We start from the raw sequence: 25,638 nt of genomic DNA, 5'->3' as shown, positions 1-25,638 counted from the left end.
AGCATCTCCTATTCGATATCAGCAAAGAAGCTGTAGAGTTTTTCGGTGGTTAAGGCCGCCTTGTCCTCGCCGGAGACGTCAAAGGTAACTTGACCATGATGAAGGACAATCAGACGATTACCATAAGTTAAGGCATCTTCGAGGTGATGCGTGATCATCAGGCAGGTTAGTTTTTCTTCTTGAACGCGCTGGTTGGTGAGGTGCATGAGATCCTGGCTGGTTTGGGGATCAAGGGCCGCAGTGTGTTCATCGAGCAGTAGGATCTCCGGACGCTTGAGGGTGGCCATCAGAAAGCTCAGGGCCTGACGTTGACCACCAGAGAGATTGCCGGTTGCCGTCGTGAGACGTTGGTCCAGACCGTTATGCATGGTGGCCGTGATCTTTTCGTAGCGCTCGAGTTGTTTATTGAGCCGCCGAGGTGCTAAGCGGCGGCGCTGACCACGTCGTTCGGCTAGCAATAGATTTTCAGCGACGTTCATACGTGGAGCGGTTCCCAACTTTGGATCTTGAAAGACCCGAGCGAGAAAACGGGTGCGCTTTTCCACAGATTCATGGGAGATGTCCTTGCCCTTTAAGAGAATCTGACCGGAGTCGATAGTCAGGTCGCCCCCGATGGCATTGAATAACGTCGACTTTCCGGCACCGTTGGATCCAAGTAGGGTAATGAAGTCACCATCGTTAACGGTTAGGTTGAGATGATTTAGGATTGTAATTTCTTCAGGCGTGTGGCGATTGACTTTGAGCACGACGTCCTTTAGTTCGAGTAATGGTTTAGTCATTGGTATCTAACCCCCGTTTCACTATGTGCTTAAAGTTCAAGACATTCTTGAAGACAGGAAGCATCATGCAAATGGCCAAGATGATCGCTGAGATAAGGTTAAGGTCGTTGGCCTGGAAGCCTAGTTTAAGGACAATTAGCAAGACAAAACGATAGAGAATACTGCCAAGAGTCACCGCTATCAGTCGTTGATTTAACGTTAAGTCACCGAAGGCCACCTCACCGATAATGATAGAGGCCAAGGCAATCACGATGATTCCAATCCCCATGTTGACATCGGCAAACCCATTGTTCTGGGCTACCAGAGCGCCCCCAAAGGCGATCAGACCATTGGAAACCATGAGACCCATGATCTTCATGTTGTCGGTATTAATCCCGAGAGATCGGGCCATGGTTTGGTTGTCACCGGTCGCGATGAAGCCTTGACCCAATTCCGTTTGTAGAAAGTAGATGACAACAGTTGTGATGATGACCATGACTGTCGTCCCCAGGACAACACTATCGAAGTATTGGGGGAGACTGGCCAGAAAATGGTTTTTAAACAAGGTGTTTTTCCCAAGCAAGGAGACGTTGGCTCTGCCCATGATCCGCAAATTAACGGAGTAGCAGGCTGTCATTACAAGAATCCCAGCTAACAGGATGGGAATGTGTCCTTTGGTGTAGAGCAACCCAGTGATGAGTCCGGCTAAGGCGCCCACGGCAAAGGCCAGTAGAGTAGCCAGCAAAGGATCCATGCCATGGCTAATTGCCATGACCGCAGTGGCCGCGCCGAGAGGGAAGGTACCCTCAACGGTCATGTCGGCAAAGTCTAAGATTCTAAAGGTCAGAAAGAGTCCGACCCCGAGGACGGCCCAGAGCAGGCCTTGTCCAATAGAAGAGACGATTAAACTCATTTGAAAACCTCCCCGTGTTTTTGGGCTTCTTGAATAACAGAATCAGGTAACGTGATGCCGAGTTTCTTGGCTTGGGTTAAGTTAATGGTCATTTCACCCTGCCGTTCGAAATGAATAGGCGTGTTGGCCGGGTCCTTACCCTTAAGAATGGCGGCAGTCATCTTGCCCGTCTCAACGCCCAACTTGTATTGGTTGATGCTGAGGGTGGCAAGTCCACCAGCCTTGACCATGGTGTCGACGGCTGGAAAGACGGGAACCCTCTTAGCGTTGGCCGTTGAAACCAATGTCTGCATGGCACTGGCGACGGTGTTGTCGGTTGGAACATAGATTGCATCGACCTGACTGACCATCTGTTGAGCGACCTGGTTGAGGTCATTGGTGCTGGCAATCGTGTAGGCTTTGAGCCTAACGTGTTCCTGCTTGCAAAGTGCCGCAAACTGATGGTACTGAGCGGTCGCCGAGTCATCGGAGGACGTGTAAATGATCCCTAATGTCTGCATTTTTGGCATAATCTTTTGAATCAGCTTCAGTTGGGATTTGAGGGGCGCCTGGTCGGAAACCCCTGTAACGTTGTTTCCAGGATGGTTGTTGCTCTGAACCAGGTCAGCTCCCTTGGGATCCGTGATGGCCCCAAGAACAACGGGGATGTTGGAACTAGCATTGGCCAGCGCCTGTGCAGACGGCGTCGCGATGCCGATCATGGCATCAGCCTTCTCGTCAACGAACCGGGCACTCATGGTTTTCAGATTACTCTGATCGTTCTGAGCATTCTGGAAGTCAATTTTAACGTTCTTGTTGACGTGATAGCCTTCCTCAGCCAAGCCGTGAATAATCCCTTTATGAATGGCATCCAGGGCGGGGTGGGATAATAGTTGAAGAATTCCTACCGTGGGGACGGGTTTCTTAGTGGCGGAGTCTGGTCGACTCTCCTGAACGAAGGCAAATCCCAGGAAGACCACTAGAATTGCGATTAAACCGTATAGACGTTTCATATTTTTACCTCACTTTAATTCAATGGTTGATGATGTTAGCCGTATAGAAAAAGAGCACCCAGACCGGCTGGGTGCCCAATAAAAAGGCCCGCAAAACCGGAGAAGAAGACATCCGTGCGGGCTATTGCATCAGAAAGTTAGCCGGCGCAGATGCGAAAATCGCTCTGGGAGCTCAAGTCGCATCTACTCGATGACGACTTGATTACCGGCTTTGCCAACGTCCATTTAACTGAATACCAGACAGTTGCATAAACTTTCCTTCTTTCCGAATTTGATTAAGACTAGTTTACGGCATCGCTGAAAAACCGTCAACCATCTTTTCACCTTTTTTGTTATACTAGAAGCCAATAGCAACGATGAGAAGGGTGGTACTAATCATGAAAATTGCAGTGATGACGGACACGTCGTCGGGAATTTCGTTCGACGAAGCAGCACAACGCCACATAACACTCTTACCAGCACCCATCATGTTCGGTAACCGGCAGTACCACGAGTACTTGGACTTATCCACGGCAGATTATTACCGTTTAATGCGACTTGCGAAGACAAAGAAGGTTGTTCCAACGGCCCCACAATTGTCGATGAAGACGATTCAGGCTACCTGTCAGAAGCTAGCCGGTGAGGGCTACACCGATGTCATTGTGATTGGGCCATCATTAGGAATCTCGGGATTCGTGAATACCTTGGCCGCTTATGTGGAAAACGTGACGGTCCTGCACGTCCGACCATGGGATTCTCGTGGAGTGTTGACCGTCATGGGTGATCAAGTACGATTGGCAGCTGCGATGGTCCAACAGGGCGCAACGATCACCGAGATCTTTGCACAGTTGACGGCCCTACGCCAGACAATTCACAGTGCGTTTGTTGTAGCTTCCATGAAGCCGCTACTGCGAACGGGTGAGGTTAATCCTAGTCATGCACCAGGTAGCAACCCCCTTTATGCTGGGAAGCCGATGTTGACATTTGAACCCTCGGGGAAGATGCGTTATGCCGGGAGTGTCCTACGTTCTAAGGGCGCGCTCAGCGACTTCTTGGATAGTTTGGCGGTGGATCTGTCAGGGAAACAACCGGTTAAGGCCACCATTCTTAACGCTGACCAACCGGAGGCCACACAACAGTGGGTGGCGATTGCACGCGATCGGTTCCCCATGGCGACCTTTGATGTCGCGCCGATTGGTCCCAGCTTTGGGGTCCACGTCGGTGATGGGGCCATGGGGTTGGCTTGGTCGCAAGACTATCACAGCCTGATTCCAAATGATGAGAAATAAATGAGGATTTGGGGTTGACAGTCTCATTTTTTAATGGTTAACTGGTATTTGTAAATTGAAAAATGAAAGGAACTTCACTCATGAAGCCAAATAACCTCACTCATTTAAATAACCAATTTGCCTTTAGCTTTTTCTTTAGATAGCGTTTGTATTCATACGTTGGATACGAACGCGCCGCTCAATTGCGTTTGTATCTATCGATTAGCTAAAGTTTTTCAACATGACTTAAGCGCCAGATAGATACGGGTATAATCTATCTGGAGAAAATATATCGGGGCCCGATAACACCAGGTAGATTCTACTCAGAATCTATCTGGTGTTTTTTTGTTTTTAGCGTGTGAGCCAAGGCAGTTAGGGTTAAGCGAAACTCTCCGCCTTGAGGAACGCCGCTCAGAAGTAGCCAGGCTGGCACCATGGACGCATCGTGTTAGCTGCACTTCTACTTAAACAAAGCCAAGTCAGTTGAAAGGCCGGTGAGCCAAATGGCACCAGATTTATCAGTCAATAAAAACAACGAAACGGGCCGATACTATTGGTCACAGCAAATTCTGGAGGGAAATAATGATGAAAAAGGGATTATTAACAAGTATTGCGTTATTAGGATTGGGATTGACGTTAGCCGGGTGCTCAAACAAAACGGACGCCAGTAGCAAGAACACCTTGCATGTTGGCATTCTACAAGTCGTCCAACACGGATCACTCGATGAAGCCAGACAAGGGTTCAAGGCTGGCTTGAAACAGGAATTAAAGGATCATCACAAGTCCGTTAAGGTAACCTACCATTACCTCAACGCGCAGGGCGACCAGGCCAATCTAAACACGATGAGTCAACAACTGAGTCAACAAAAGAATGACTTATTGTTGGGAATTGCCACACCAGCTGCGCAGGCTTTGGCCAAGAAGACCAAGACGACGCCAACGCTGGTAACCGCAGTGACTGATTTGAAGGCAGCTGGGTTGGTGAAGACCAACAATAAGCCACAAACCAACGTCAGTGGGACCAGCGATTTGACGCCGGTTGGCTTGCAATTAAAGCTTTTAGCTAGCATGACCAAGGGCAACAAACCCTTAGGCATCATGTACAACTCCTCCGAAGAGAACTCGGTCTTACAGGTGAAGTTAGCCAAGGCATATGCCAAGAAGCATGACTTGAAACTCAAGGTGGTCAGTGCAACCAGCACTAACGATGTTGCTAGCGTGCTTGCAGGCTTACAAGGTAAAATTTCTGGATTGTACCTGCCAACTGATAACCTGATGGCCAGTGCCATGAAGACCATTGGTCAGAAGGCTAAGGCTGCCAAGTTACCCGTTGTGACGGGGTCGATCGAAATGGCCCAAGATGGTGGAACCGCAACTTACGGGATTGACTACTATGACCTCGGTAAGCAAACCGGGAAGATGGCTTACAGCGTGCTAGAGAACGGCAAAAAGTCTCAGAATATGGCGGTTGAAACCTCTAAGCATCTACACCTTTACATCAACAAGGCCAACACCAAGGCCATTGGCATGCAACCCAAGCAGATTAAGCAACCCTAAGTTTAGAAAGGATGATCAGTAATGTTAATCACGAGTATCGGTCAAGGCCTTCTGTGGGCACCCCTGGTCATTGGGGTTTTCCTGACATTTCGTATTTTAGATATTCCTGACTTGACCACCGAAGGGAGCTTCCCACTAGGAGCCGCGGTGACCGTCAGCGCCATGATTCACGGACAATCAGCTATTGTGGCTAGCCTATTAGGGTTCTTAGCCGGCTGCCTGGCTGGTTGGGTGACGGGAATGTTGGACACTAAACTAAAAATGCCTTCCTTATTGGCGGGGATTCTCACGATGACGGGACTGTACTCCGTTAACATGCACGTGATGGGGAAGTCTAACGTGCCGCTTCTCGATCAACAGGTTTTGACCAGTTATCTACCGGCAACCTGGTCGCTGGATTTTCAGACCATTGTCGTGGGTCTAGGCGTGACAGCCCTGGTCATGGCGAGTCTCATCTGGTTGTTCCGGACCCGACTCGGACTTTCGCTAATGGCTACTGGGAATAATGCCGCTATGAGTGCCGCTAACGGGATTTATACCGACCGGATGGTGATTCTGGGATATATGGTTTCTAACGGTTGTATCGCCCTTTCTGGGGCTCTGATTGCCCAGAGTAATGGGTTCGCCGACATTGGCATGGGGATTGGGACGATCGTGATTGGCCTGGCCTCCGTTCTGGTTGGCGAGATCTTCTTACGAGGACGCCAGATTTGGTTACGTTTGACCGCAATGGTCTTGGGAGCCGTGATTTATCGTTACCTCCTGACCGTTGCCATGGGTCTGGGTTTCCCAGTCGACGACCTCAAGATTCTCTCAGCAGGGATCCTAGTGATCGTGATTTGCTTGCCATTATTACGCAATAAGTTACAGACGAAGCAACAGTTGAAACGTTATCTCAAACAGATTGGAGTCGATCAGCATGCCACAACCAGCAGTCTTAAGCGTCAAGCACCTACAGAAGGTCTTCTTTCCCGGAACGGTAAATGAGCGTCATGTCTTAAAGGATGTTAGTCTCACTATTGCCCCTGGGGACTTTGTGGCCGTTATTGGAAACAATGGTGCTGGGAAATCAACACTTCTCAATACGATTGCGGGAACGTTGCCGGTCGACGCCGGTGAGTTGCGGCTCGCTGACCATGATGTGACGCACAAACCCGTGGCATACCGGTCACGTTGGTTGTCCCGGGTTTTCCAAGATCCTAAGATGGGCACGGCTGGGGAACTGAGTGTCGCCGAGAATCTCACGTTGGCGGAGCAACACACCGGCAGCATGAGTCTCCGCGGATTTCGGCACAAGGGGCAGACCACAGCCTATCGAGCTCTCCTGCAGCCCCTGAACATGGGGTTAGAAGATCGACTGACCACACAGGTGAAATACTTGTCCGGTGGTCAACGCCAGGCATTATCGCTACTGATGGCAACCTTGAGCCATCCAGAATTACTTTTATTGGATGAACATACGGCGGCCTTGGATCCTCAGACTAGTCGCCAAGTGATGGCACTGACCCAAAAGATTGTGGCCGAGAATCATTTAACCACACTGATGATTACCCATAAGATGAGTGACGCATTAACTTACGGCAATCGGTTGGTTATGGTTCAAGATGGTCAGATTAAGTTGGATGTGCGTGGCGAGGAGAAGCAGCGCATTCGACAGGAAGATTTATTGGGCCTATTTGCCGATTAAGACAGAGGGAAAGTCACCACGGACTAATCAGCCCACGATTCAGCGCTTTCGGACAAATCTAGCCAATAGTCGTTAATACTGTACGCCACTATCGTGAATGTGTGGAGATTTGCTTTATCTTCCGATAAATCAGCCGTATACTAAGGCCGTATTTAAGATTACGGGTTTTTCTGAGGTATTCGGGGGAAGCCGTAAACAAAGTTGTGGAAGCTTCTGGTTGAAGACCTAAACGGACTAACCGTAATGAGAAGGTCACTATCCCAGTGATAGCGGCACTAAAAGGTCACCACCATCAGCGACGGGCTAGCGTCCTGTGGTGCAAGAAAGGTCCGCCGAGTAATTCTCGGCGGACCTTTTTGTTTACCATTAGATTAGTGACATCAAATTATTTAGGAAATGTAAGATGATGTTATAGCGAATATCTTTGAAGTGCAGGTAAGCCGCCCCGAGTACCCACCCAAGTCCAGAATACATAAGTAGGGTTGGTGATAGGCCGGAGACGTGCATACTGCCGAAGATAATTCCAGAGATGAAGACCCCGAGAAAATTCATGAGTCGGGTATTCTTTCTAAAGAAGTAGTTCAGGAAGATCCCACGGAAGATGAATTCTTCATAAATCGGCGCCAGCAAGATTGGATAAGCCGTATTCCAGAAAGGTAATTTGACCACTTGCTGATTGATGATCTGCTGATTAGTCGGACTCGGCAGGATGTGGAAGTGGATCAGTAGTCCCCAGGCGTATTGGATGGCCATCATGAGAATAAAGAAGCCCACTAGTTGGATGATTGTTTTCCACGAAAAGGCGGTTCGACCGATCTGTCGGGGATTATTTCTCTGGAGTTGCTTTTGATAGCGCCAGGTGATGAGTGCCAACAAAAGACCGGAGTAAATCAGCATCGTCCCAATCAGTTGGTTGGTGGCGCCACCACGGCTCGCCTGATCAGTAGCCAGCAAGAGGATCATGCTATCAATCAGATAGAGAACAAGAAACCCAACCCACTGAAGGTCGCGTTTGAACCAATCCAGGAGCCAGCGGGTACTAGAACCAAACATATTCATTCAAGCTGACCTCCCATTAGTTGTCGTATTTACCAATTTCAATAAGGTTTTCATCCGGATCTCGGACGTAAATGGAGGTCATTGGACCCTGGGCGCCTTGCTTAGGGATAGGGCCATCTACGATCTCAACCGCATAGTTGGTGAGGTGAGCCAGAATGTTAGCCAGGGGATCGGTTGCAATGATGGCAAAATCCGCGGCGCCAATCGTTGGGTGTTTAGCAACGGGCAGATGGGGGTTATCAGTTACTTGGAAATTCAGTTTCTGTTTGCCAAGTTTAACGCCCTTACGGCCATCGTCGAAGGTGATGACAGGGAGGTCTAAGACCTCGTGATACCAGCGAAGTGCGCGGTCCAAGTCGCTAACGGTGAGCGTAAGATGATCGATGTTTCGAATATTCATGACAGTCAGTCCTTAACTAGTAAATTTCAACCATTATAGCATAGATAACCCTCGGGACCCTAGGCGGTGAAGTTGACTAACGCGGGCGTTTCGTGGTAAGTTACTACTTATATATTGTTTAGATAAAGGCCTTGACGCTGTCGAGGCTTTTATTGCGTTAAGAGAGAGGAAGGATTTTTGTGCCACTATTAGAAGTTGACAACCTGAGCATGAGTTTCGCTGATAAGAAACTGTACGAAGGTGCCAGTTTTCAACTCAACAAGGGAGAACACATGGGCGTCGTTGGGCAAAACGGTGTCGGCAAGTCAACCTTGATTAAAATTATTACAGGACAAGAACTGCCACTGACTGGAAGCATCAAGTGGCAGAAGAAAACCCATATCGGGTACTTGGACCAATACGCGGATATTCCTGCGGGGATGCAGTTGATTGATTTTCTCCACACGGCCTACGCGGACTTATATGAGATGAATGACCGAATGACGGCTTTGTATTCGGAATATGCTGAAAGCATGGACGACAAGCTCTTAGAGCGTGCCGGCCGTATCCAAGAAGAACTCGACGCTCGGAACTTTTACGGCGTGGAAACTGAAATCGAACGGGTGATTTCAGGTCTGGGTCTCGATGACATCGGCCGTGACCATGAGGTCGCCAAAATGTCCGGTGGACAACGATCCAAGATTATCTTGGCCAAGCTGCTCTTGGAAAATCCAGATGTAATCCTGTTGGACGAACCGACCAACTATTTGGATACTGCGCATATTGCGTGGTTGGAGGACTACTTGAATAACTTTGAGGGTGCCGCCCTCATCATCTCTCATGACTATGATTTCTTACAAAATGTGACGAACTGTATCATTAATTTGGCCTTTGGGCAAATTACCAAATACCGGGGAAACTTCAAACAGGCCATGCGTCAACGGGCTGAGAAGGAAAAGGTTCAGCAACGTGAATTCGATAAGCAACAGGTCGTGATTGAAAAGGCTGAACGCTTTATTCGGAAGAATAAGGCTGGGACGAAGTCAACAATGGCTAAGTCACGAGAAAAGATGCTGAATCGGATGGAACGGGTCGATCCACCCTCGACGAACATCCAAGCTCACTTTGATTTCCCTTATCAGGAAACTGGGTCGCAGAACGCCCTGGTGGTGGATGAATTATCCGTCGGTTACGACCGGCCATTGCTGAAGCCCGTAACGTTCTCCGTGACGACTGACCAAAAGGTCGGCTTGACCGGATTCAATGGGGTTGGGAAGTCAACGCTGATCAAGTCCATCTTGGGGATCATTAAGGCCAAGGGTGGATCGGCAAGCTTTTCACCTTCCGCTCGGATTAGCTATTTTAGTCAAGACTTGGTCTGGGAAAACAACCGGCAAACGCCACTTCAGATCATTCAAGCTAAGTATGAAAAGATGCCACAAAAGGCCATCCGGGGCAAGCTGTCCAAGTGTGGTTTGGACTCCGCCAACGCCATGAAGCCCATTGGGGAACTTTCCGGGGGGGAGCAGACGAAGGTTAAGCTCGCTTTGCTGGAATTCGAACCCGCAAACTTTCTGATTATGGACGAACCTACGAACCATTTGGACGATGAAACGAAACATGCCTTGAAAGAGGCTATCGACAAGTTCCCTGGGAACGCCATCATCGTCAGCCATGAGGAGAGCTTTTATACGGGTTTGGTCGACAAGATCTTGAACGTGGAGAAGCTAAGTCTACGGAATGCGCCGCAAGAGTAAGTTACGGTAAGGTTATAATTCGGTTAAGACCGTTCCCTTTTGACGCAAGATCCGTTACAGTGAAGCTAACATGAATTTTACTGAAAAGGACGGCAGAACATGAGACGTTTTAGACAGTTACTCGTCATTGTCGTATTGGTCATTGTAGCGGGTGTTGGCATCAATCGCGTGATCCAGCGGACTTCCGCTAACCGGACACCGGTCGCACGGACGATCCGCAATAAGGTCGCGGCACCTAAGCGGATTGATTGGCGAGCGCCTTCGGAAGAAAAGGACTACCCTAATCTGAAGACGTTTCCCCATGCCTGGTTAGATGTGAATACTAGCAAACAGCGCGTCTACATCAGAAGTGGCAACAAAGTGCTCTATACGATGTACTGTTCAACGGGGACAGGCAAGGACAATGCTACCCCGCATGGAACCTACTACATTCAAGCCGAGCGGGGGAAGTTCTTCTACAACCAAAACTCAGGCGAAGGCGCGAAGTATTGGGTATCCTGGAAGGACCATGGTATTTACCTCTTCCACAGTGTGCCAACCGATAAAGACGGAAATTATATTGAGAGTGAAGCAAAGCAACTCGGTAAGACGGCTGCGTCACACGGCTGTGTGCGGTTATCTGTCGCCGACGCAAAGTGGGTTTACAACAACGTGCCTTATGGGATGAAAGTTGTGATTCACTAGTTTTAGGGCAAAAACGGTGAGTGTGCTGGTGAATGAATCTGTTGATTTGCACGCAGCTGAAGTGAACATGAAGGGCGTTAAGACATTGTCTTAGCGCCCTTTCTTTAGCCTCAAATAGTCTTTCGCGTGACGCTTATATTGATTAAGTTATGATATAAGGCTATATTTAAAATGAATAAGAAAACAGTTCAGGGGGGAAACATGATGACACATGAATGTGGACTGAAGAAAATAGGTATTAGCGTTGCAACCATGGTCGCTTTGGCCGCTTTAATGCCAGTGACGGCATCGGCTAAGGCCCGGGTAGTGCCCAAAGAGGTTCAAGGCACCTGGATTCATTGGAACGGGGACCCTAATTCAGGCTGGTTTCCCAGGGAGCCTAGATATTCTCAGCTACACTTGATGAAGCAGACCATGTGGTTTAGCGATGGTGGCGTCTATCTTAATGGTAAATGGACGCGTTGTGGGGCGCATACCTTAAAGTTGAGCAATAAAGTTAAGAAAAATAAGACCTTTACGCTCAGCAAACGCGATAAAGCGGGTTATCGTACAGTGAAGTTTAATGATACGGCCAGCACGATCAACCAGCTCAAAGTTAAAAGAGTTAGGGTGAATAAAAAGAGTCGTCTGCGCATGAAATTTTATGAAAATGGACAGGTTGACTCCAAAAAAACAGCGAACGCATTCAGACCATCAAAGACCTGGCTTCTGAACAATGGTTTGGTTAACGACTGATTATCTCAGGCGATAAAGGTAAACGAAAGGGGGGACTTCAGAATTTTCAATTTCTGAGGTCCCTTTTTCGAGTAAGGTTCAGTATTTTGGGTTATGTGTTGAAATGGTTGTTTCCATGTCGTGGATAATCCTTGCCCAACATAGGCTGGGGGGACAGAACTGCCTTTAGACGTTGATTGAATGGAGAAAACCATCATGATAAGATAAGAAGGTAATCTGTTTACGACATAATTTATTTGGAGGCAATACATATGACGAAACATCAGAAGTTAAATCGATTAGCAGTGGCGTTTATTGCGGTGATTGGTATGGGAGCCGTGATGCCAGGCACAACAGCATCTGCGAAGGCCCGGACGACACCCAAAGAGCTTAGGGGGGTCTGGATTCGGTCTATTGGTGATTCTGGGTTTATGCAATATCATATTGGAAAGAACACCTTTTGGGTGAATTATGGCATGTATAATTCTGGAAAATGGGATCGTAATGGTGGTCGGACAGTAAAGCTGGGGTCTAAGGTAAAAAAGAACAAAACGTTTACACTTAGCAAGAAGAATAAGAAAGGCTACAGAACCTTGAAGTACTTGCTGAGTAACGATGATTCTGGCAAGATGAAGCTTAAGAAGGTAAAAGTAAACAAGAAGGTCCGTTTAAAGATTACGGATGTATATGGTGAAACGCATAACTATTTTAAAGTCACGAAACACTGGGAAGTCAAGAATGATATGCATTTCTAGTTTCGAAAACTAAGCCTTAAAAATAGGCGTAAAAAAGCCTGTGAAGTCATCAGTGATTTCACAGGCTTTTTTGTCGTAAATTAAGCGTTAAAGTTGTCAGATTCCACGTCGCGGATAAACGTTGCCAAATGGTCATAGTAGACCGGGGCATTGTCGATCATGTGGTGGTGACCACCCTCAGGCGTCGTCACAAAGCGAGAGTGAGGGATCAATTCTGCCATCTTTTTACCAGTGGCAAGTGGCATGGTTTCGTGTTCACCGAAGGTCAAGAGCGTTGGCACTTGGATTTCCTTCAGATGTTCGCGGAAGTTCCATTCCTTGAGCTTACCCTTGATGACAAATTCGTTGTCCCCTTGGAAGGCACCGTAAACATCAGTTGCCATCGTGCTGATCAGGTGAGAGATAGCAGCGGGTTTCTTACGGTCCACGTAGCCGTCATTTAAGATGTCCACGTAACTTTGGTACTTAGGGTCGTCGTAGTTACCATTGGCTTCAACCTGTTTCATGTAGGCCACTTGGTCAGCGGAAAGAACCGTTTCACGGATGTGGTTAATGCTTTCAACGTATTCGTCGATGTTGTCAACCATAGATGAAATGATGGCACCCTTTAAGTGTTGACCATACTTAGCAGCGTACATTTGAACTAATGCACCACCCCATGATTGGCCAATCAAATAAAATTTGTCGATGCCCAACTTTTGGCGAACTTCTTCGACTTCATCCAGGAAGTAGTCGTAAGTCAGGTACTTTTTAGCGATCGCAGGGTCGCTATAGTCGGGTTGATCTGAATACCAGGACCCGAGTTGGTCGTACATGTGAACCTGGACATTGAGCCCTTGGTTGGCTAATTGTTTCGCGGTGTCTTCCCAATACTCGTGGTTGCCACCAGGGCCACCGTGTAAGGCGAGCAGGTGAATGTCACCCGTACCTTGGGTATTGGTCCAGAGGTGGTAGCCGTTGTCTAGTGTGATGATCGTGGTTCCTTGTTTCATGGGAAAGCCCCCCGTTTCTAATAAAGTTATTATTATTTTATCACTGTTATCTTAGTTAAGAAACCGTGACCTGTAAATTCAAGTTAGTCTGTGACGGTTGGAATGGTCAAATTAGCCTGTGCCAACTGGATGGAGTATTGCAAATCCTGATTGCCACGAACCGTCATCCCAAAGTCAGTGGCATAGATGACCAGACCAAGTTGATGACCAGCAACTAACTTGTAGTGAGTGGGTTGCAGGGTAACCGTGAGATCATAGAATTGGTTCGGTTTGAGTTCGTCAACTTGGTAAGCATTGGTACGGTTCTGTAAGTTGCGATGACCTTTCGTCATCATCTTCCAAGGAGTCGGTGCGGCGAGCTGGAATTCACGCAGGTCATCTTCACGCCAACGGTAACCTTCATCGAGAGACTTGCGGGCGAGAATGGTTGGGCTGACACCTAAGCGGGCCGCCTCGCCATAGTCGACGACTTGGAAACTCAGCATACCCATGGGTTGGTTAACCGCCACTTGTAAGGTCACGGTTGGTTTTCCATCTAGAATCAAATCATCAGTCAGGACCGCTGACTTGAAGATGAGGCGGTGGCCAAAGAGGTCGTTATGCTTGTCGCCAAGAAGATCATTTTCCCAGGCAGCGACATCCTTGGTATAGCGTTGGTATTGCGCGACTGGAAGCTGATCGTTGAAGCTCGTGGCGTAGGGCTGTGGGTCCTGAGTGCCGGCATCGACCAATTCGTCGTGTTGAAGATTGAAGACCCGCTCGTTGTTGGCGGGGTTATCCCAATCTGCGGCAGCGTGCCAGGTTTCGGGTTTGACGTTGTCTTGAATGATGACATTCGGCAGGAGCGTGTCCGCTTGGTTGTCGACGCCCAAAAGTTCGTGAGTCAACCAGAGATTGACGATATCGGTGTAGTCGATTGAACGAAAGGCATTGATGTAAATGTGTTGTCCTTGATGCAAGATGAGTTTCTTGGTGACAGGGAGGTCGCGGACCGCATTCCACAAATTGTTAACGTTGCGCGGCTTGACGTTCCAGTCGTTAAGGCCATGAACCAGGAGCAGATCAGCCTTGATGTTTTGCGCGTGTTTGAGGTAGTTGCGTGCATCCCAGAAGCTGTTATAGTTCCCGGTAGTGCGATCTTGATCATGGGTGATACCGGCTAGATCAGCCTGCCATTTAGCTTGAATACGGTGATAGTCACCGGGTAAGAGTTCACGACTAAAGGTTTCTTCGGCTAGGACATCGGCGTCTTCACCGGGGAAACCACCGGGGGCGATGACCAATCCACCATCACGGTAGTAGTCATACCAGTTGGAAATGGCGGCTTCACTGATGATTGTCTTAAGCCCCGTTACCCCGCTAGTTGCGGCGGCAGTTGCTAAGGTTCCCAGGTAGGAACGACCGGTCATGGCGACTTGGTGATTGCTCCACCAAGCAGGGATGGCTTCAGTAGCGGCACGGGTCGTGAAGGCTGTCCGGTTACCGGCTAACCATTCGATGATAGCGATGGTCGAGGTTGTTTCCTCTGGGTCACCAGTGGTGCGGACCCCATCGGAATCCTTGGTCCCAATCCCAGCGGCGTAGACTACGGCAAATCCTCGTGCTAAGAAGTAGTCGTTTAAGGTGTACGACTGTTCCCGTGCAAAGGTTTCAGCAGCTTCATGGGTGCTGGTAGTTACTGGACGAGGATCTGGAATGGACGCAGTAGCTGGCGTAGCCAAGTCGGCCAAAGTGACTTGCTGTGGTTGCTTGGGTTGTAGTGGTACGTTGACATTGTGGGTCAACGCTTCACCAGATTCATCATTGGTGCCTTGATTATAAGGACTGGCCGTGTAGAGCACAGGCACCTTGAGCCCCGTCGCCGTTTCCACGGGACGAATGATCTCAGCCTTCAGTAGGTCGCGGTGACCGTCGTGGTCGGTATCTTGGGGACTTTCGACGTAGACGACCTCACGGATGAGATGCGTGGTATCGAAGACGGCCTGCGCCTTCCCGTTAAAGATTAAAGGTTTATCGACGGTGGGATCGGTCACGAAGGGGGCAAAATAGCCGTGCGTTGTGAGCTGATCCAGGAAGCTTTGACCATTCTTGGTATGGGTGATTAGTAGTAGATACCAAGCTTGCTTTAATTCGGCCACGGTAAAATCATTGGTAGCATGGTCGCTGACGGGCAGCTGAATTTTTGCCATGGCGGCTAAAGGATCGGTCAGCAGAAAATCTAATTCAGGACTGAATCCTAAGCGTTGAAGAGCCAAGTTATAGAAGACCGTGACGGGTAACGTGTCATGGGTGGTCAGGTACGTCCAACCATCTTCGTCCGGGGTAGCCATCAGATTGGCTAACTGGGCGGTGACACTGGCTGGGGCCTGGTATTCAGGCCAACTTAAGTCATAGAAGTTTAAGAGCAGGGCGGTAGGACTGGTTAAATCCTGATTGTCCGTCGTTAAAAAGTGAATCTCCTCGAGCTCGCGCAGGGCGTCTGCCGGCTGCGTCGGTCGAATAGCAAACTGTTGATTGCGCAAAACGATCGCCTACCTTTTCTAAAATCTGACTAACTATTTTTAATCCTGATTATTTAAACGGCTGTGATGTAACCCATAGCTGAAGTAAATCACCAGGCCAAGCGCAAACCAAATGGATGATGCAATCCAGGTTTCGGCGGGTAATTGAAGCATCATGCCGAAACACAGAAGTCCCGAGATAATAGGTAAGACAGGGTAGAGAGGCACCTTGAATCCAGAGTTTTGAGGCAGTCCTTTAAGACGGCGGAGCCGCAGAATCCCAAAGGAAACGAAGAGAAAAGCGACCAGCGTGCCAATGTTAACCAGGTTGGTCAGTTGGGCCAGGGGAACGAACCCGCCGAGCAAGGCAATGACCACGGTGATTACGGCGAGACTGTTACGGGGTGTTCCCGTTTCATCGTCAATCTTTCCTAAGAACTTTGGTAACAGGCCATCACGACCGATCGAATAGATCAGACGCGATGAACTGTAAATCATGGTGACCATCATGGTAAACATCCCCGCGAGGGCGCCCAGTGAGATAATCCCAGACGTCCAGTCCTGATGAACCAGGGTCAAGGCAAAGGCGACGGGATCAGCCACATTGAGCCGCGTGTAATGTACCATTCCCGTGAGAACCACGGCGACCAACATGTAGAGCACGGAGGCCACGATGAGCGTCCCAATGATCCCGATTGGCATGTTCTTTTTAGGATTCTTAACCTCGGCAGCCGAGGCCGAAACGACGTCGAAACCGAGATAGGCAAAGAACACAGTCGAGGCACCTCGGAGAATTCCCTTAGTCCCAAATGGCGCGAAGGGATGCCAGTTAGCCGGTTTGACATAGAAGATCCCGACCAGGACGAAAAGAATAATAATAGCGATTTTCACGATGACGATGGCATTGTTGATGCGCATCGATTCTCGCATGCCCCGGCTGAGTAACCAACTGATCAGGATGACCACGAGAATGGCAATGATATTGCCATAGGTACCGTGAGCGGGGTCGTATGGTCCAGTAACGGCAGTGGGCAGTGCCAAATGGAACCCTTTCAGAAGAGAATTGAAATACGCTCCGAAGGAATTGGCAACCGCCGCCACGGCGAGCACATACTCCAGAATGAGGGCCCACCCGAGGACCCAGCCGATGATCTCGCCGAAGACCAGGTTACCGTAAGAATAGGCAGACCCGGCGACCGGTAAGACGGAGGCAAATTCGGCGTAACACATCGCCGCAGTGGAACAGACGATAGCAGCGAGAAGAAAAGATAACACGATTCCCGGTCCGCTGTATTGGGCCGCGATGGTTCCCGGGAGGATGAAGATCCCAGTTCCAATCACCGCTCCAATACCCAGTGACATCAAGTCCTTTGCCGACATGGTCTTGGCAAAGTGTTGGTCACTTTCTAAGTAATTATCTAAGCGTTCGCGGCGGAAAATTCGCGAAATAGCCATAAGAAACCTCCTTAATTAATGGTGATATCTCGGATAGTGTACCCTAGACTTAAATTAAAAGTCAATGAGAGTTGGCCGTTGTTTTCAAAAATGCAGTGGAAAACCTTTCCGTTGGGGGGGCTTTCGGGCTAAAATAGAACAGAACTAATAACGAGGAGGAACGCTAGTCATGATTACTGAACGCGCAAGTGGCGCTGTGGTTTATCAGCGCCGTGCTGGTGTGCCCTATTATTTATTATTAAAGAGTGCCACCAGTGACTTCTGGGGGTTCCCTAAGGGTCACGTTGAAGGCCAGGAAACCGATGTGGCCACGGCCCAACGGGAGATTCGTGAGGAGACGGCATTAAAAGTGGCGGTTGCCACTGATTTTCATGCTGACCTCGATTACGATATGGCCAATGGTCACCACAAACATGTGGTTCTTTTTACTGCTGAAGTGCCAACGGATGTGACAATTGACCGACAAAAAGTTGAAATCAGTGATACAGCTTGGTTGCCTTACAATGCCGCTCGTGAACGGCTGACATTTGACAATCTCAAGGGACTATTGGATCAGGCTAATGATTACCTCGTGGGGGCGACCCATGGCAAATAAGGTTTTGGTCATTACAGGCGCAACAGGGACCGGGAAGACAACGGTCCAGGACTACCTCGTTGAGCACTATCCAGTCACCAAAGTTATCACGCATACGACGCGGCCCCCTCGTCCCGGAGAGATTGACGGGCAGGATTACTATTTCGAAACCGCCGAAAGTTTTGGACGGAACCATTATTTGGAATCGGTTCGTTACGCTGGCTATCAGTATGGATCGTCTCGCGAGGGTCTCGCTGCTGGCTTTAATCGAAGTCCTTTCGTTGCTATTGTGCTCGATTCCAAGGGGGCAGTCACTTATCAAGAAGAGCTGGGTGATCAGGCCGTTGTGCTATTTCTGACGGTGAGCGATCCCGAATCGCTGATGCACCGGGTGACACGCCGCGGGGATGACCAGCTGATGGTCAAGCAGCGCTTCGCCAGTGCAGAGTATCGACGTGATCTGACCATGCCACTAGCTTTACAGGGGCGGGCCATTCAGATCAACAATGACAATTGGTCACAGACCAAGGTCAAGTTGGCCAACCTGATGCGTACCCTCCAGGAGGACTAAGCGCTTCGGTTGAGTTTATCCCTAAGATATGCGACACTAGCAAGGAATTCGGACTAAATTTGAGAAGGAGGCCGCCCATCATGGCTGAGTCATTAAACGCCGCTGTGGCTGTTTTAAGAAAGAATAAGTTGAAGTTAACCAAACAACGGCACGCGCTGTTAGAGTTTTTGCTGACTAACCAGAGCCATTATACGGATGTGGTGACCGTCGATGCGTACATGCGCACCGAGTTCCCGGGGATGAGCCACAATACCGTCTACCGCAATCTGAAGGAGTTTGAGGAAGTCGGTATCGTTGAGCAGAACACGGAACAGGAACGCGCACGTGTTAAGTACCAGTGTGATGCTCAGCATTCACATCACCATCACTTTATTTGTCAAAACTGTGGGAAGGTGACAGAGCTTCAGATGTGCCCGATGGCGTTCTTTACGGATCAACTGCCAGGGTGTGAAGTGACCGGACATAGCTTTGAACTTTACGGCCTCTGTGCTGATTGTAAGACGGCAGGTGTGACCACCGAGAGTTTAGCTAAAAATTAAGAGAAACTTGAGAGATTTTTGAGTTCCACGTGGGATAATGGATGCAATGAGTAATTGTGAAGGGAGGATGACGACATGGCATACCGCACACCACCATTTATCACGCCATTTGCCTTGGTCTCAATGGCCTTGGCGTTAGGTGCGACAAACGTGGTTACCAACTCGGTCACCAAGACTAATGAAGGCGCGACGCGGACTTCGCAGACCTCTTCAGTTGTGTCGAACTCGTCGACCAGTTCTAAGAAAAAGGAAAGTGACGACAGTTCTAAGAAGAGTTCAGACTCCTCAAGTAGCAGTGAGTCGTCTGACGAAAGCAGTAGTAGCAGTAGTTCATCAACGACGACGCAAAGTTCTTCGGCAGACAATACGTCCGAAACGGGGACGTCTCACGGCACAACGACTGGTAATACTGGCACAACGTCTTCATCAACGACTTCGTCAAGCAACAATGACACGACTGATGACACGACGGGAACTTCCAGCGACAACACAAATGATACGACCACCCAAAGTTCACACACTTATAGTGGAACAACTGATACGGGTGAATAAGACAGAAAGGGGGACCGATGATGCTTAGTTTTCTGGATATGATTAACCATTATTTAGGCTATATCAACGTGAGTGTTAAGCTGAAGAACCGAATTTACACGGTTCTCGGGGCCCTAGGAAATCTTTACCTGTTTTACATTGGGTTCCGCTATCTTCAAAATGGCCATCCTTTCTGGGGACTGCTGATTTTGGCCATTGCCGTTGTGATGCTTTATTTTGTATATCTCAATGCGATGTACTACTTTACCAAGAAGAAAGCACCTTTTGATATCTCACCGAAGATTGAAAAATGGTTACACATGAAGCCCAAGGACGCCGACCTGGAAACAGGAAAGCCAGTTATTGGGGGGCGCAACATTCCAGCCAACGGGTATTTTGATGAGAAAAAGATATTACCCGGGAAATTGTCATCATCTACAATCGAATTGCAAAATATTCAGAATTTGGCCACGCGGTTGCAACAGAATCAACTGATGCAGCTGGATTACTCCGGTCTTGGTGACCGCGAGATTACCGACCAAGTTCGTAAACTCGGAAAGCCAGTTTATGCTTCGGGACCAGGGGTCTTGATTCCATACTTTGAGATGCAGACCGAGGGCAATCAACTCGTGGTTTACGCTGGTATTAATCAGGCGGAGAAGCAACGTGTTGGGGTAGTGGCGACGGTTGGTCTCCAAAAGGTGGCTGACGTTCAAGACCAGATTGAACTATATCTGGCTAACGCCACACTGGTCGGGGGGCCTTTCAAAGTTCTCGGCCGGACGAGCCTGATCGAACAAGATAATGATTTCCAAGTGGCTGTTCAATTGGCGTACAAGCATCAAGGGTCAGCGACGCAGGCTCCTTCACGAGAGACATCGCCGGTTGCGCCGACTCGTGAGTCAGAACCAATGACACGGACCTCGCGGTACCATCACTAAAATCAGAATTGAAAGTTTAATTTCATAATGAATCTTCCAAGGACCTTGGGCCAGATAGTGTTGGCTTGAGGTCCTTTTTTGTGATGAAAGGCGAATTAAATCGAATTTCGATCTAACGTCGCGTCAAGATATTTATTTTTTCAGAGGACATCGGTATGAAGGGAATCCTTGGTACATCTAATATTAAGTGACCTAAACTTTTTTCAGGGGTTTCCATAGTGGAAGTCTTTGCTTTGACCGGGTTATTTTTTTGGTTTAAACTTTGAATTAGACCTTAATCAATTCAGACCGCGACGTGTCGATGCCCGATCTGTGTGAGAGTTGATGAGACGCCGTTGAATTCATTCGGCGGCTAACTGGGCGGGTAAGCGGTTTGCATAAGTATTCATGCTAACCGAGAAAAGTTTTTAAAAATGCGATTAATCAAGCAGGAGGAAAAGCTTATGTCAATGATTGAATTTCACAACGTGGAAAAGTATTACGGTGATTTCCACGCGCTGCACAATATTAATTTGACGATTGAGGCCGGTGAAACGGTCGTGCTGATTGGTCCTTCCGGTTCAGGAAAGTCGACACTGATCCGAACCGTCAATGGATTGGAATCCATTCGTCACGGGCAATTGATCGTTAACGGTCAAGACCTCGCGAACCCCAAGACGGATATGAACCGAATTCGAAAGAATGTGGGGATGGTGTTCCAACACTTTAATCTTTATGCGAATAAGACCATTCTTGAAAATATCATGCTGGCACCACGAATTGTGTTACACCGCGAGGAAGCCGAGAACAAGAAGGTTGCGATGGAGATGCTTGACCGTGTGGGCTTGGCAGATCAAGCACCGAAGATGCCTTCTCAACTTTCTGGGGGACAACAACAACGAATTGCCATCGCGCGATCACTGGCGATGAAGCCCAAGTGCCTCCTGTTCGATGAACCAACCAGTGCCTTGGATCCGGAAATGATTGATGATGTGTTAAATGTTATGAAGTCCATCGCTCGTGACTCCAGCATGACGTCTCTCGTCGTGACTCACGAAATGGGGTTCGCTCGTGAAGTGGCCAACCGAGTTATCTTCATGGCGGATGGCCGCGTTCTGGAAGACGACACTAAGGAACAGTTCTTCGATGGCCAGCCAACCAATGAACGGGCTCGTCAATTCTTAAGTAAGATTTTGACTCATTAGTTGGGGGGATATCGAGATGAAAAGATTAATTCGTCGTCTGGGCCTGCTGGTTGTCCTGACTGCCCTCACCGTGACTTTAACGGCTTGTGGGAGTAAGCCACTGTCGTCACGAAATGTGTGGCATACGGATCAGCAGTCCAAGACTATTACATGGGGTGTGAAGGCTGATACTCGGTTATTCGGTCTTCTCGACACCAAGGATGGGAAGATCAAAGGGTTTGAAGTTGATCTGGCCAAAGCCTTGACCAAACAGATGTTGGGGAAGGATGCTAAAGCCAAGTTCATTCAAGTGACGAGTTCAACCCGGATGCCGATGCTAAAGAATGGGAATATCGATGCCATTATGGCGACGATGACCAATACACCCGAACGTCGTAAACAGGTTGATTTTTCAAATACTTACTTTTTTGCCGGACAATCGCTCCTGGTGAAGAAGGGCAGTTCAATCAAGAGCGTGAAGGATTTAAACCGTGAAAAAGGGACCGTTCTCGGGGTCGTTGGTTCCGATTCGGTTGAGAATGTCGCTAAGGTTGCGCCGAATGCTAAAGTACTCCAACTGACCGATTACGCGCAAGCCATGACGGCCTTAAAGTCCGGTCAAGGACAGGCATTAACCACCGATAACGGGATTTTATATGGGATGTCCGTTCAGAATCCGGGCTACGTGGTCACGGGTGGCACGTTCGTCTCGGAACCTTATGGTATTGCGGTTGACAAGAACCAACAAGATTTCGTTAAGGCTACCAACAAGGCTTTAACAGAGATCCGGGCCAACGGCGAATATAACCGGTTGCTTCACAAGTGGTTCCACAATGTGAAGGGCTTCGACTACGAGGAGGCGGCTAAAGAATGATTAGTATCTTTCAGAATTACGGGGGAACACTCCTGTATGGATTAGGCCAGACGCTGTTGTGTAGTCTGATTGCCCTGGTCCTCAGCCTTATTATCGGGACGTTCTTCGCCCTGCTTGAAGAGTCTCCCAGTAAGATTGCTCGAGGTATTGCTCGGGTCTACATCGAAATCTTTCGGAACATTCCCTTACTGGTAATCACGATGTTTTTCTTCGTGGTTTTCCCATTGTACGTGGTCAAGATGAATGGATTTACCGCCGGAACCATTGGGTTGACATTGTATACGTCCTCCTTTATCGCCGAAACTGTTCGAGCGGGGATTAAGTCTGTGGACCCCGGCCAAATGGAAGGAGCCAGGGCCAATGGATTAAGCTTCTGGCAAAGCATGCGTTACATTGTGCTACCACAAGCTTTCCGATACGTTATTCCGCCATTAGGAAATCAATTTGTCAACCTGGTTAAGAACTCCTCAACGCTAGCCTTCGTGGGTGGCTTCGACCTGATGTACCAGGGGAACGTGATTGCGTCTAGTTCGCTACAAACCATTGCGGCCTACTCCGCGATTGGGGTGCTCTACTTAATTATCACGTTACCAATCAGTTACTACATGCGTTACCTAGAAAAACGGTTAGCTTAGGGGAGGAGAATAGATATGCTACAAAACTTTATTAATGCCTACTCCCCTGACAACCTCCGCTATCTTTTTGGCGGACTGGGGATTACGCTGTTAGTCTCGGTGATTTCAATCATTGGGAGCTTTATTATCGGAGCTATTCTAGGGATTATTCGTTACGTCAAGATTAAATACGTCTCCGCAATTGTTGGGGTCGTCATTGATGTGATTCGGAACTTGCCGCTGATTTTAATTCTGTTCTTCACTTACTTCGGGTTGCCTAACCTGGGGGTTAAGCCAGAAATTATTCCGGCGGCAATTCTTGCCATGACGATCTTCGAATCGACAATGTTGGCCGAAATTGTACGCTCGGGGATTCAAGCTGTGGATTCTGGACAGATGGAAGGGGCCCGAGCCAACGGGCTAACCTACTGGCAAGGACTCTGGTATATCGTGTTGCCACAGGCCTTGGTAAAGATGATTCCAGCGATTGTGAGTCAGTTCATTTCGCTGGTTAAGGACACGTCGTTGGCTACGATTATCCTGTTGCCAGAAATGCTGTTCCGGTCCCAGATTATCTATGGTCAGAACACCAATTACATTATTCCAATGTTCGTGGCGATTGCCGCGATGTACTTCGTGGTTTGTTACCTGTTGTCATTGCTGGCACGTCACTTGGAAAAGCGTCAGGCTTAAGCGTTAACTTTAAAACGCCACACCGATTGTGTTTTCGGTGTGGCGTTTTTATTATGCGAGGTTGCCTGCCGTGGGACACATCAGCCTGAAAAAAGGGCTTCTCGCTCGACTTGAAGTTCCACCAAGGCACGGGTCTTCAAAGGTTTACACCATGCCGACTTCTAGAACTAGAACCATCCCTAAATGGAATTGAGAACAAAAAATGAACCCACCTAGCAAGTGCCAGGAGGATTCACCAAACAAGTTTAACTGTGTTCTTCGGTAACGACGAACTTTTTGAAGCGCTCAAAGTCAGCTTGTTGGAGCTCAACCTTGATGGCTGTTCCGTCGGCGACATAGTCCGTGTTTAAGACATGAGCATGTTCGTTGAGGTAAGAGACCACTTCACCCTCAGAGAATGGGATGAGAAAGTTAGCCGTCACGTAGTTGTGGAAGACCTTCTCCTTGATAGCCTGAACGAGCAGGTCCAAAGAAGCCTCATCCAGAGCCGAGAGAACCAATTGGTCACCGGCCCGAGTTGGATAAGTGGCTTCAGTCAGGTCGGCTTTGTTGAAGACGGTAATCATAGGCACGTCGGTCACACCGATGTCCATTAAGGTCTTCTCAGTTGTCGCCATCATCGATTCCTTGTTAGCATCAGCGTAGTCGACAACCTGAATCAAGAGGTCGGCATTAGCAGCTTCGGCCAGCGTTGAGCGGAAGGCCTTAACCAGTTGCGTTGGTAATTGGCTAACGAATCCAACGGTATCACTCAACAATAGTTTCTTTTGGTCGGGGAAGACCAATTGCCGCACACTGGTATCCAACGTGGCGAACAACATGTCCTTCACGAAGACCTGTTTGTCTTCATTTTTCCCAAATTTGCGAACCAGGGCATTCATCAACGTTGATTTACCAGCGTTGGTGTAACCCACCAGTGCAACAGAAGGCAATTGATTCCGTTCCCGCTGTTGGCGTTGCGTGGCAGCAGCCTGGTTAATTTCCTTGAGTTCGTGGTTGACGTGGTTGATAGACCGTTGAATGGTCCGTCGGCTCATTTCAGTCTGAGATTCACCGGCACCACGGTTGGTGAAGCCACCGCCACCACCGCTACCGGTCTGTTGATCCAGTCGCTGTGAGGCGCTGGTGTGCAGGCGAGGTAACTGGTATTGGAGCATGGCCAGTTGCACCTGAAGCTTGGCTTCACGGGATTGTGCCCGGTTAGCGAAGATTTCGAGAATAAGGCCGGTCCGGTCAATGATACGGGCCTTGGTGCCATTCTCCAGGTTACGAATCTGACTTGGCGTCAGTTCGTCATTGACAATGATGATATTAACGTTGTCATCCGCCACAATTTCAGCCAATTCTTCAACTTTCCCAGTTCCAAAATAGGTTCCAGGATTGGGTTTGGCGAGTGCCTGTTGAATCTCCTCAACCACCGTCATGTTGTTGGCTTCGGCCAAGTTTTTAAGTTCCGTCATCGAGTAGTTAAACGTGGCCTGACCAGCGTTTAGTCCAATCGTAATAACGGGTGTTCGTGGGGTTTCTTCCATGAGATGACCTCCTCTTAAAGTCCTTGTGTTGAGTATAACATGCAGGACAAAATCCGGTTGATTTTTTGCCAGTAAATTAAATTAATTAGAAAAACATGTTGATTCTCATCGTTTTATAATCTACAATGAATCCTGACGTTTACGTCGAGAGAAAAT

26 protein-coding genes are annotated in these 25,638 nt (G+C 48.6%); 17 read left to right on the top strand and 9 right to left on the bottom strand.

Annotation, left to right across the window (positions count from 1 at the left end; genetic code table 11):
- Nucleotides 1-8: 8 nt before the first annotated feature.
- From EKM71_RS06940 to trpX, 3 genes are read right to left on the bottom strand one after another with little or no spacing between them, the layout of a single operon-like run.
- Entirely contained in the window at nucleotides 9-779 is a 771-nt protein-coding gene (locus EKM71_RS06940; protein ID WP_125573892.1) for an ABC transporter ATP-binding protein, read from the bottom strand.
- Nucleotides 772-1,671: an ABC transporter permease gene (locus EKM71_RS06935; protein WP_125573891.1), complete on the bottom strand. Its 900-nt coding sequence runs from the start codon at nucleotides 1,669-1,671 to the stop codon at nucleotides 772-774. Before EKM71_RS06935 ends, EKM71_RS06940 begins: the two co-directional genes overlap by 8 nt.
- Nucleotides 1,668-2,663 (bottom strand): tryptophan ABC transporter substrate-binding protein, encoded by a 996-nt coding sequence (trpX, locus tag EKM71_RS06930; protein ID WP_125573890.1) that lies wholly within the window; start codon nucleotides 2,661-2,663, stop codon nucleotides 1,668-1,670. Before trpX ends, EKM71_RS06935 begins: the two co-directional genes overlap by 4 nt.
- A 377-nt stretch (nucleotides 2,664-3,040) precedes the next feature.
- Between trpX and EKM71_RS06925 the strand changes: the two genes are divergently transcribed.
- The 4 genes from EKM71_RS06925 to EKM71_RS06910 all read left to right on the top strand — a co-directional run bounded on the left by EKM71_RS06925 (nucleotide 3,041) and on the right by EKM71_RS06910 (nucleotide 7,154).
- A complete protein-coding gene (locus tag EKM71_RS06925; RefSeq protein WP_125573889.1) occupies nucleotides 3,041-3,931 on the top strand; it encodes a DegV family protein in 891 nt (296 codons plus the stop codon).
- Nucleotides 3,932-4,495: 564 nt separating this feature from the next.
- Entirely contained in the window at nucleotides 4,496-5,467 is a 972-nt protein-coding gene (locus EKM71_RS06920) for an ABC transporter substrate-binding protein (protein ID WP_125573888.1), read from the top strand.
- 21 nt (nucleotides 5,468-5,488) lie between these two features.
- The gene (locus tag EKM71_RS06915) at nucleotides 5,489-6,454 is read left to right on the top strand and encodes an ABC transporter permease (RefSeq protein WP_125573887.1); all 966 of its coding nucleotides are present in this window, start codon (nucleotides 5,489-5,491) and stop codon (nucleotides 6,452-6,454) included.
- On the top strand, nucleotides 6,387-7,154 hold the full coding sequence (locus tag EKM71_RS06910; RefSeq protein WP_125573886.1) for an ABC transporter ATP-binding protein: 768 nt from the start codon (nucleotides 6,387-6,389) through the stop codon (nucleotides 7,152-7,154). Before EKM71_RS06915 ends, EKM71_RS06910 begins: the two co-directional genes overlap by 68 nt.
- Before the next feature lie 366 nt (nucleotides 7,155-7,520).
- Here EKM71_RS06910 and EKM71_RS06905 read toward each other — a convergent pair whose 3' ends face one another.
- Nucleotides 7,521-8,213: a CPBP family intramembrane glutamic endopeptidase gene (locus tag EKM71_RS06905; RefSeq protein ID WP_125573885.1), complete on the bottom strand. Its 693-nt coding sequence runs from the start codon at nucleotides 8,211-8,213 to the stop codon at nucleotides 7,521-7,523.
- A gap of 16 nt (nucleotides 8,214-8,229) precedes the next feature.
- Complete coding sequence (locus tag EKM71_RS06900) at nucleotides 8,230-8,613, bottom strand: VOC family protein (protein WP_125573884.1); 384 nt, start codon at nucleotides 8,611-8,613, stop codon at nucleotides 8,230-8,232.
- Nucleotides 8,614-8,792: 179 nt separating this feature from the next.
- Here EKM71_RS06900 and EKM71_RS06895 point away from each other — a divergent pair, with 179 nt between their 5' ends.
- The 4 genes from EKM71_RS06895 to EKM71_RS06880 all read left to right on the top strand — a co-directional run bounded on the left by EKM71_RS06895 (nucleotide 8,793) and on the right by EKM71_RS06880 (nucleotide 12,502).
- Entirely contained in the window at nucleotides 8,793-10,349 is a 1,557-nt protein-coding gene (locus tag EKM71_RS06895; RefSeq protein WP_125573883.1) for an ABC-F family ATP-binding cassette domain-containing protein, read from the top strand.
- Between the two features lie 99 nt (nucleotides 10,350-10,448).
- Nucleotides 10,449-11,033 (top strand): L,D-transpeptidase, encoded by a 585-nt coding sequence (locus tag EKM71_RS06890; protein ID WP_125573882.1) that lies wholly within the window; start codon nucleotides 10,449-10,451, stop codon nucleotides 11,031-11,033.
- A gap of 201 nt (nucleotides 11,034-11,234) precedes the next feature.
- Nucleotides 11,235-11,768, top strand: coding sequence for a hypothetical protein (locus EKM71_RS06885; RefSeq protein WP_125573881.1), 534 nt, complete (start codon nucleotides 11,235-11,237; stop codon nucleotides 11,766-11,768).
- Between the two features lie 251 nt (nucleotides 11,769-12,019).
- Entirely contained in the window at nucleotides 12,020-12,502 is a 483-nt protein-coding gene (locus EKM71_RS06880; RefSeq protein WP_125573880.1) for a hypothetical protein, read from the top strand.
- 80 nt (nucleotides 12,503-12,582) lie between these two features.
- On the opposite strand, the gene EKM71_RS06875 is transcribed toward EKM71_RS06880, so the two are convergent.
- The 3 genes from EKM71_RS06875 to EKM71_RS06865 form a co-directional block, all read right to left on the bottom strand.
- Nucleotides 12,583-13,494, bottom strand: a complete 912-nt coding sequence (locus EKM71_RS06875) for a proline-specific peptidase family protein (protein WP_125573879.1) — start codon at nucleotides 13,492-13,494, stop codon at nucleotides 12,583-12,585.
- 83 nt (nucleotides 13,495-13,577) lie between these two features.
- Nucleotides 13,578-16,016, bottom strand: a complete 2,439-nt coding sequence (locus EKM71_RS06870) for a Xaa-Pro dipeptidyl-peptidase (RefSeq protein ID WP_125573878.1) — start codon at nucleotides 16,014-16,016, stop codon at nucleotides 13,578-13,580.
- A 39-nt stretch (nucleotides 16,017-16,055) separates the two neighbouring features.
- A complete protein-coding gene (locus EKM71_RS06865; protein ID WP_125573877.1) occupies nucleotides 16,056-17,450 on the bottom strand; it encodes an APC family permease in 1,395 nt (464 codons plus the stop codon).
- Nucleotides 17,451-17,619: 169 nt separating this feature from the next.
- On the opposite strand from EKM71_RS06865, the gene EKM71_RS06860 reads away from it, so the two are divergent.
- From EKM71_RS06860 to EKM71_RS06820, 9 genes are all read left to right on the top strand, one after another.
- Complete coding sequence (locus EKM71_RS06860) at nucleotides 17,620-18,045, top strand: bis(5'-nucleosyl)-tetraphosphatase (RefSeq protein ID WP_125573876.1); 426 nt, start codon at nucleotides 17,620-17,622, stop codon at nucleotides 18,043-18,045.
- On the top strand, nucleotides 18,035-18,595 hold the full coding sequence (locus EKM71_RS06855) for a nucleoside/nucleotide kinase family protein (RefSeq protein WP_125573875.1): 561 nt from the start codon (nucleotides 18,035-18,037) through the stop codon (nucleotides 18,593-18,595). Before EKM71_RS06860 ends, EKM71_RS06855 begins: the two co-directional genes overlap by 11 nt.
- A gap of 80 nt (nucleotides 18,596-18,675) precedes the next feature.
- Nucleotides 18,676-19,134, top strand: a complete 459-nt coding sequence (locus EKM71_RS06850; RefSeq protein WP_125573874.1) for a Fur family transcriptional regulator — start codon at nucleotides 18,676-18,678, stop codon at nucleotides 19,132-19,134.
- Between the two features lie 75 nt (nucleotides 19,135-19,209).
- On the top strand, nucleotides 19,210-19,686 hold the full coding sequence (locus EKM71_RS06845; protein WP_125573873.1) for a hypothetical protein: 477 nt from the start codon (nucleotides 19,210-19,212) through the stop codon (nucleotides 19,684-19,686).
- A 20-nt stretch (nucleotides 19,687-19,706) separates the two neighbouring features.
- The gene (locus EKM71_RS06840) at nucleotides 19,707-20,606 is read left to right on the top strand and encodes a DUF6681 family protein (protein ID WP_225418005.1); all 900 of its coding nucleotides are present in this window, start codon (nucleotides 19,707-19,709) and stop codon (nucleotides 20,604-20,606) included.
- Nucleotides 20,607-21,049: 443 nt separating this feature from the next.
- On the top strand, nucleotides 21,050-21,790 hold the full coding sequence (locus EKM71_RS06835) for an amino acid ABC transporter ATP-binding protein (protein ID WP_125573872.1): 741 nt from the start codon (nucleotides 21,050-21,052) through the stop codon (nucleotides 21,788-21,790).
- Nucleotides 21,791-21,806: 16 nt separating this feature from the next.
- On the top strand, nucleotides 21,807-22,643 hold the full coding sequence (locus EKM71_RS06830) for a transporter substrate-binding domain-containing protein (protein WP_125573871.1): 837 nt from the start codon (nucleotides 21,807-21,809) through the stop codon (nucleotides 22,641-22,643).
- Nucleotides 22,640-23,278 carry an amino acid ABC transporter permease gene (locus tag EKM71_RS06825; RefSeq protein ID WP_125573870.1) on the top strand — a complete coding sequence of 213 codons (639 nt, stop codon included), beginning with the start codon at nucleotides 22,640-22,642 and terminating at the stop codon, nucleotides 23,276-23,278. The genes EKM71_RS06830 and EKM71_RS06825 overlap by 4 nt, the downstream gene beginning before the upstream one ends.
- Before the next feature lie 15 nt (nucleotides 23,279-23,293).
- Nucleotides 23,294-23,950, top strand: coding sequence for an amino acid ABC transporter permease (locus EKM71_RS06820; RefSeq protein WP_125573869.1), 657 nt, complete (start codon nucleotides 23,294-23,296; stop codon nucleotides 23,948-23,950).
- A 245-nt stretch (nucleotides 23,951-24,195) separates the two neighbouring features.
- On the opposite strand, the gene hflX is transcribed toward EKM71_RS06820, so the two are convergent.
- Nucleotides 24,196-25,482 (bottom strand): GTPase HflX, encoded by a 1,287-nt coding sequence (gene hflX, locus EKM71_RS06815; RefSeq protein ID WP_125573868.1) that lies wholly within the window; start codon nucleotides 25,480-25,482, stop codon nucleotides 24,196-24,198.
- Between the last annotated feature and the right edge of the window lie 156 nt (nucleotides 25,483-25,638).

Origin of the sequence: Levilactobacillus huananensis (assembly GCF_003946145.1) — a bacterium.
In the GTDB taxonomy this organism is placed as follows: domain Bacteria; phylum Bacillota; class Bacilli; order Lactobacillales; family Lactobacillaceae; genus Levilactobacillus; species Levilactobacillus huananensis.
Note: the sequence above shows the minus strand (reverse complement) of the source record. Positions and strands in the feature narration are given on the sequence as shown.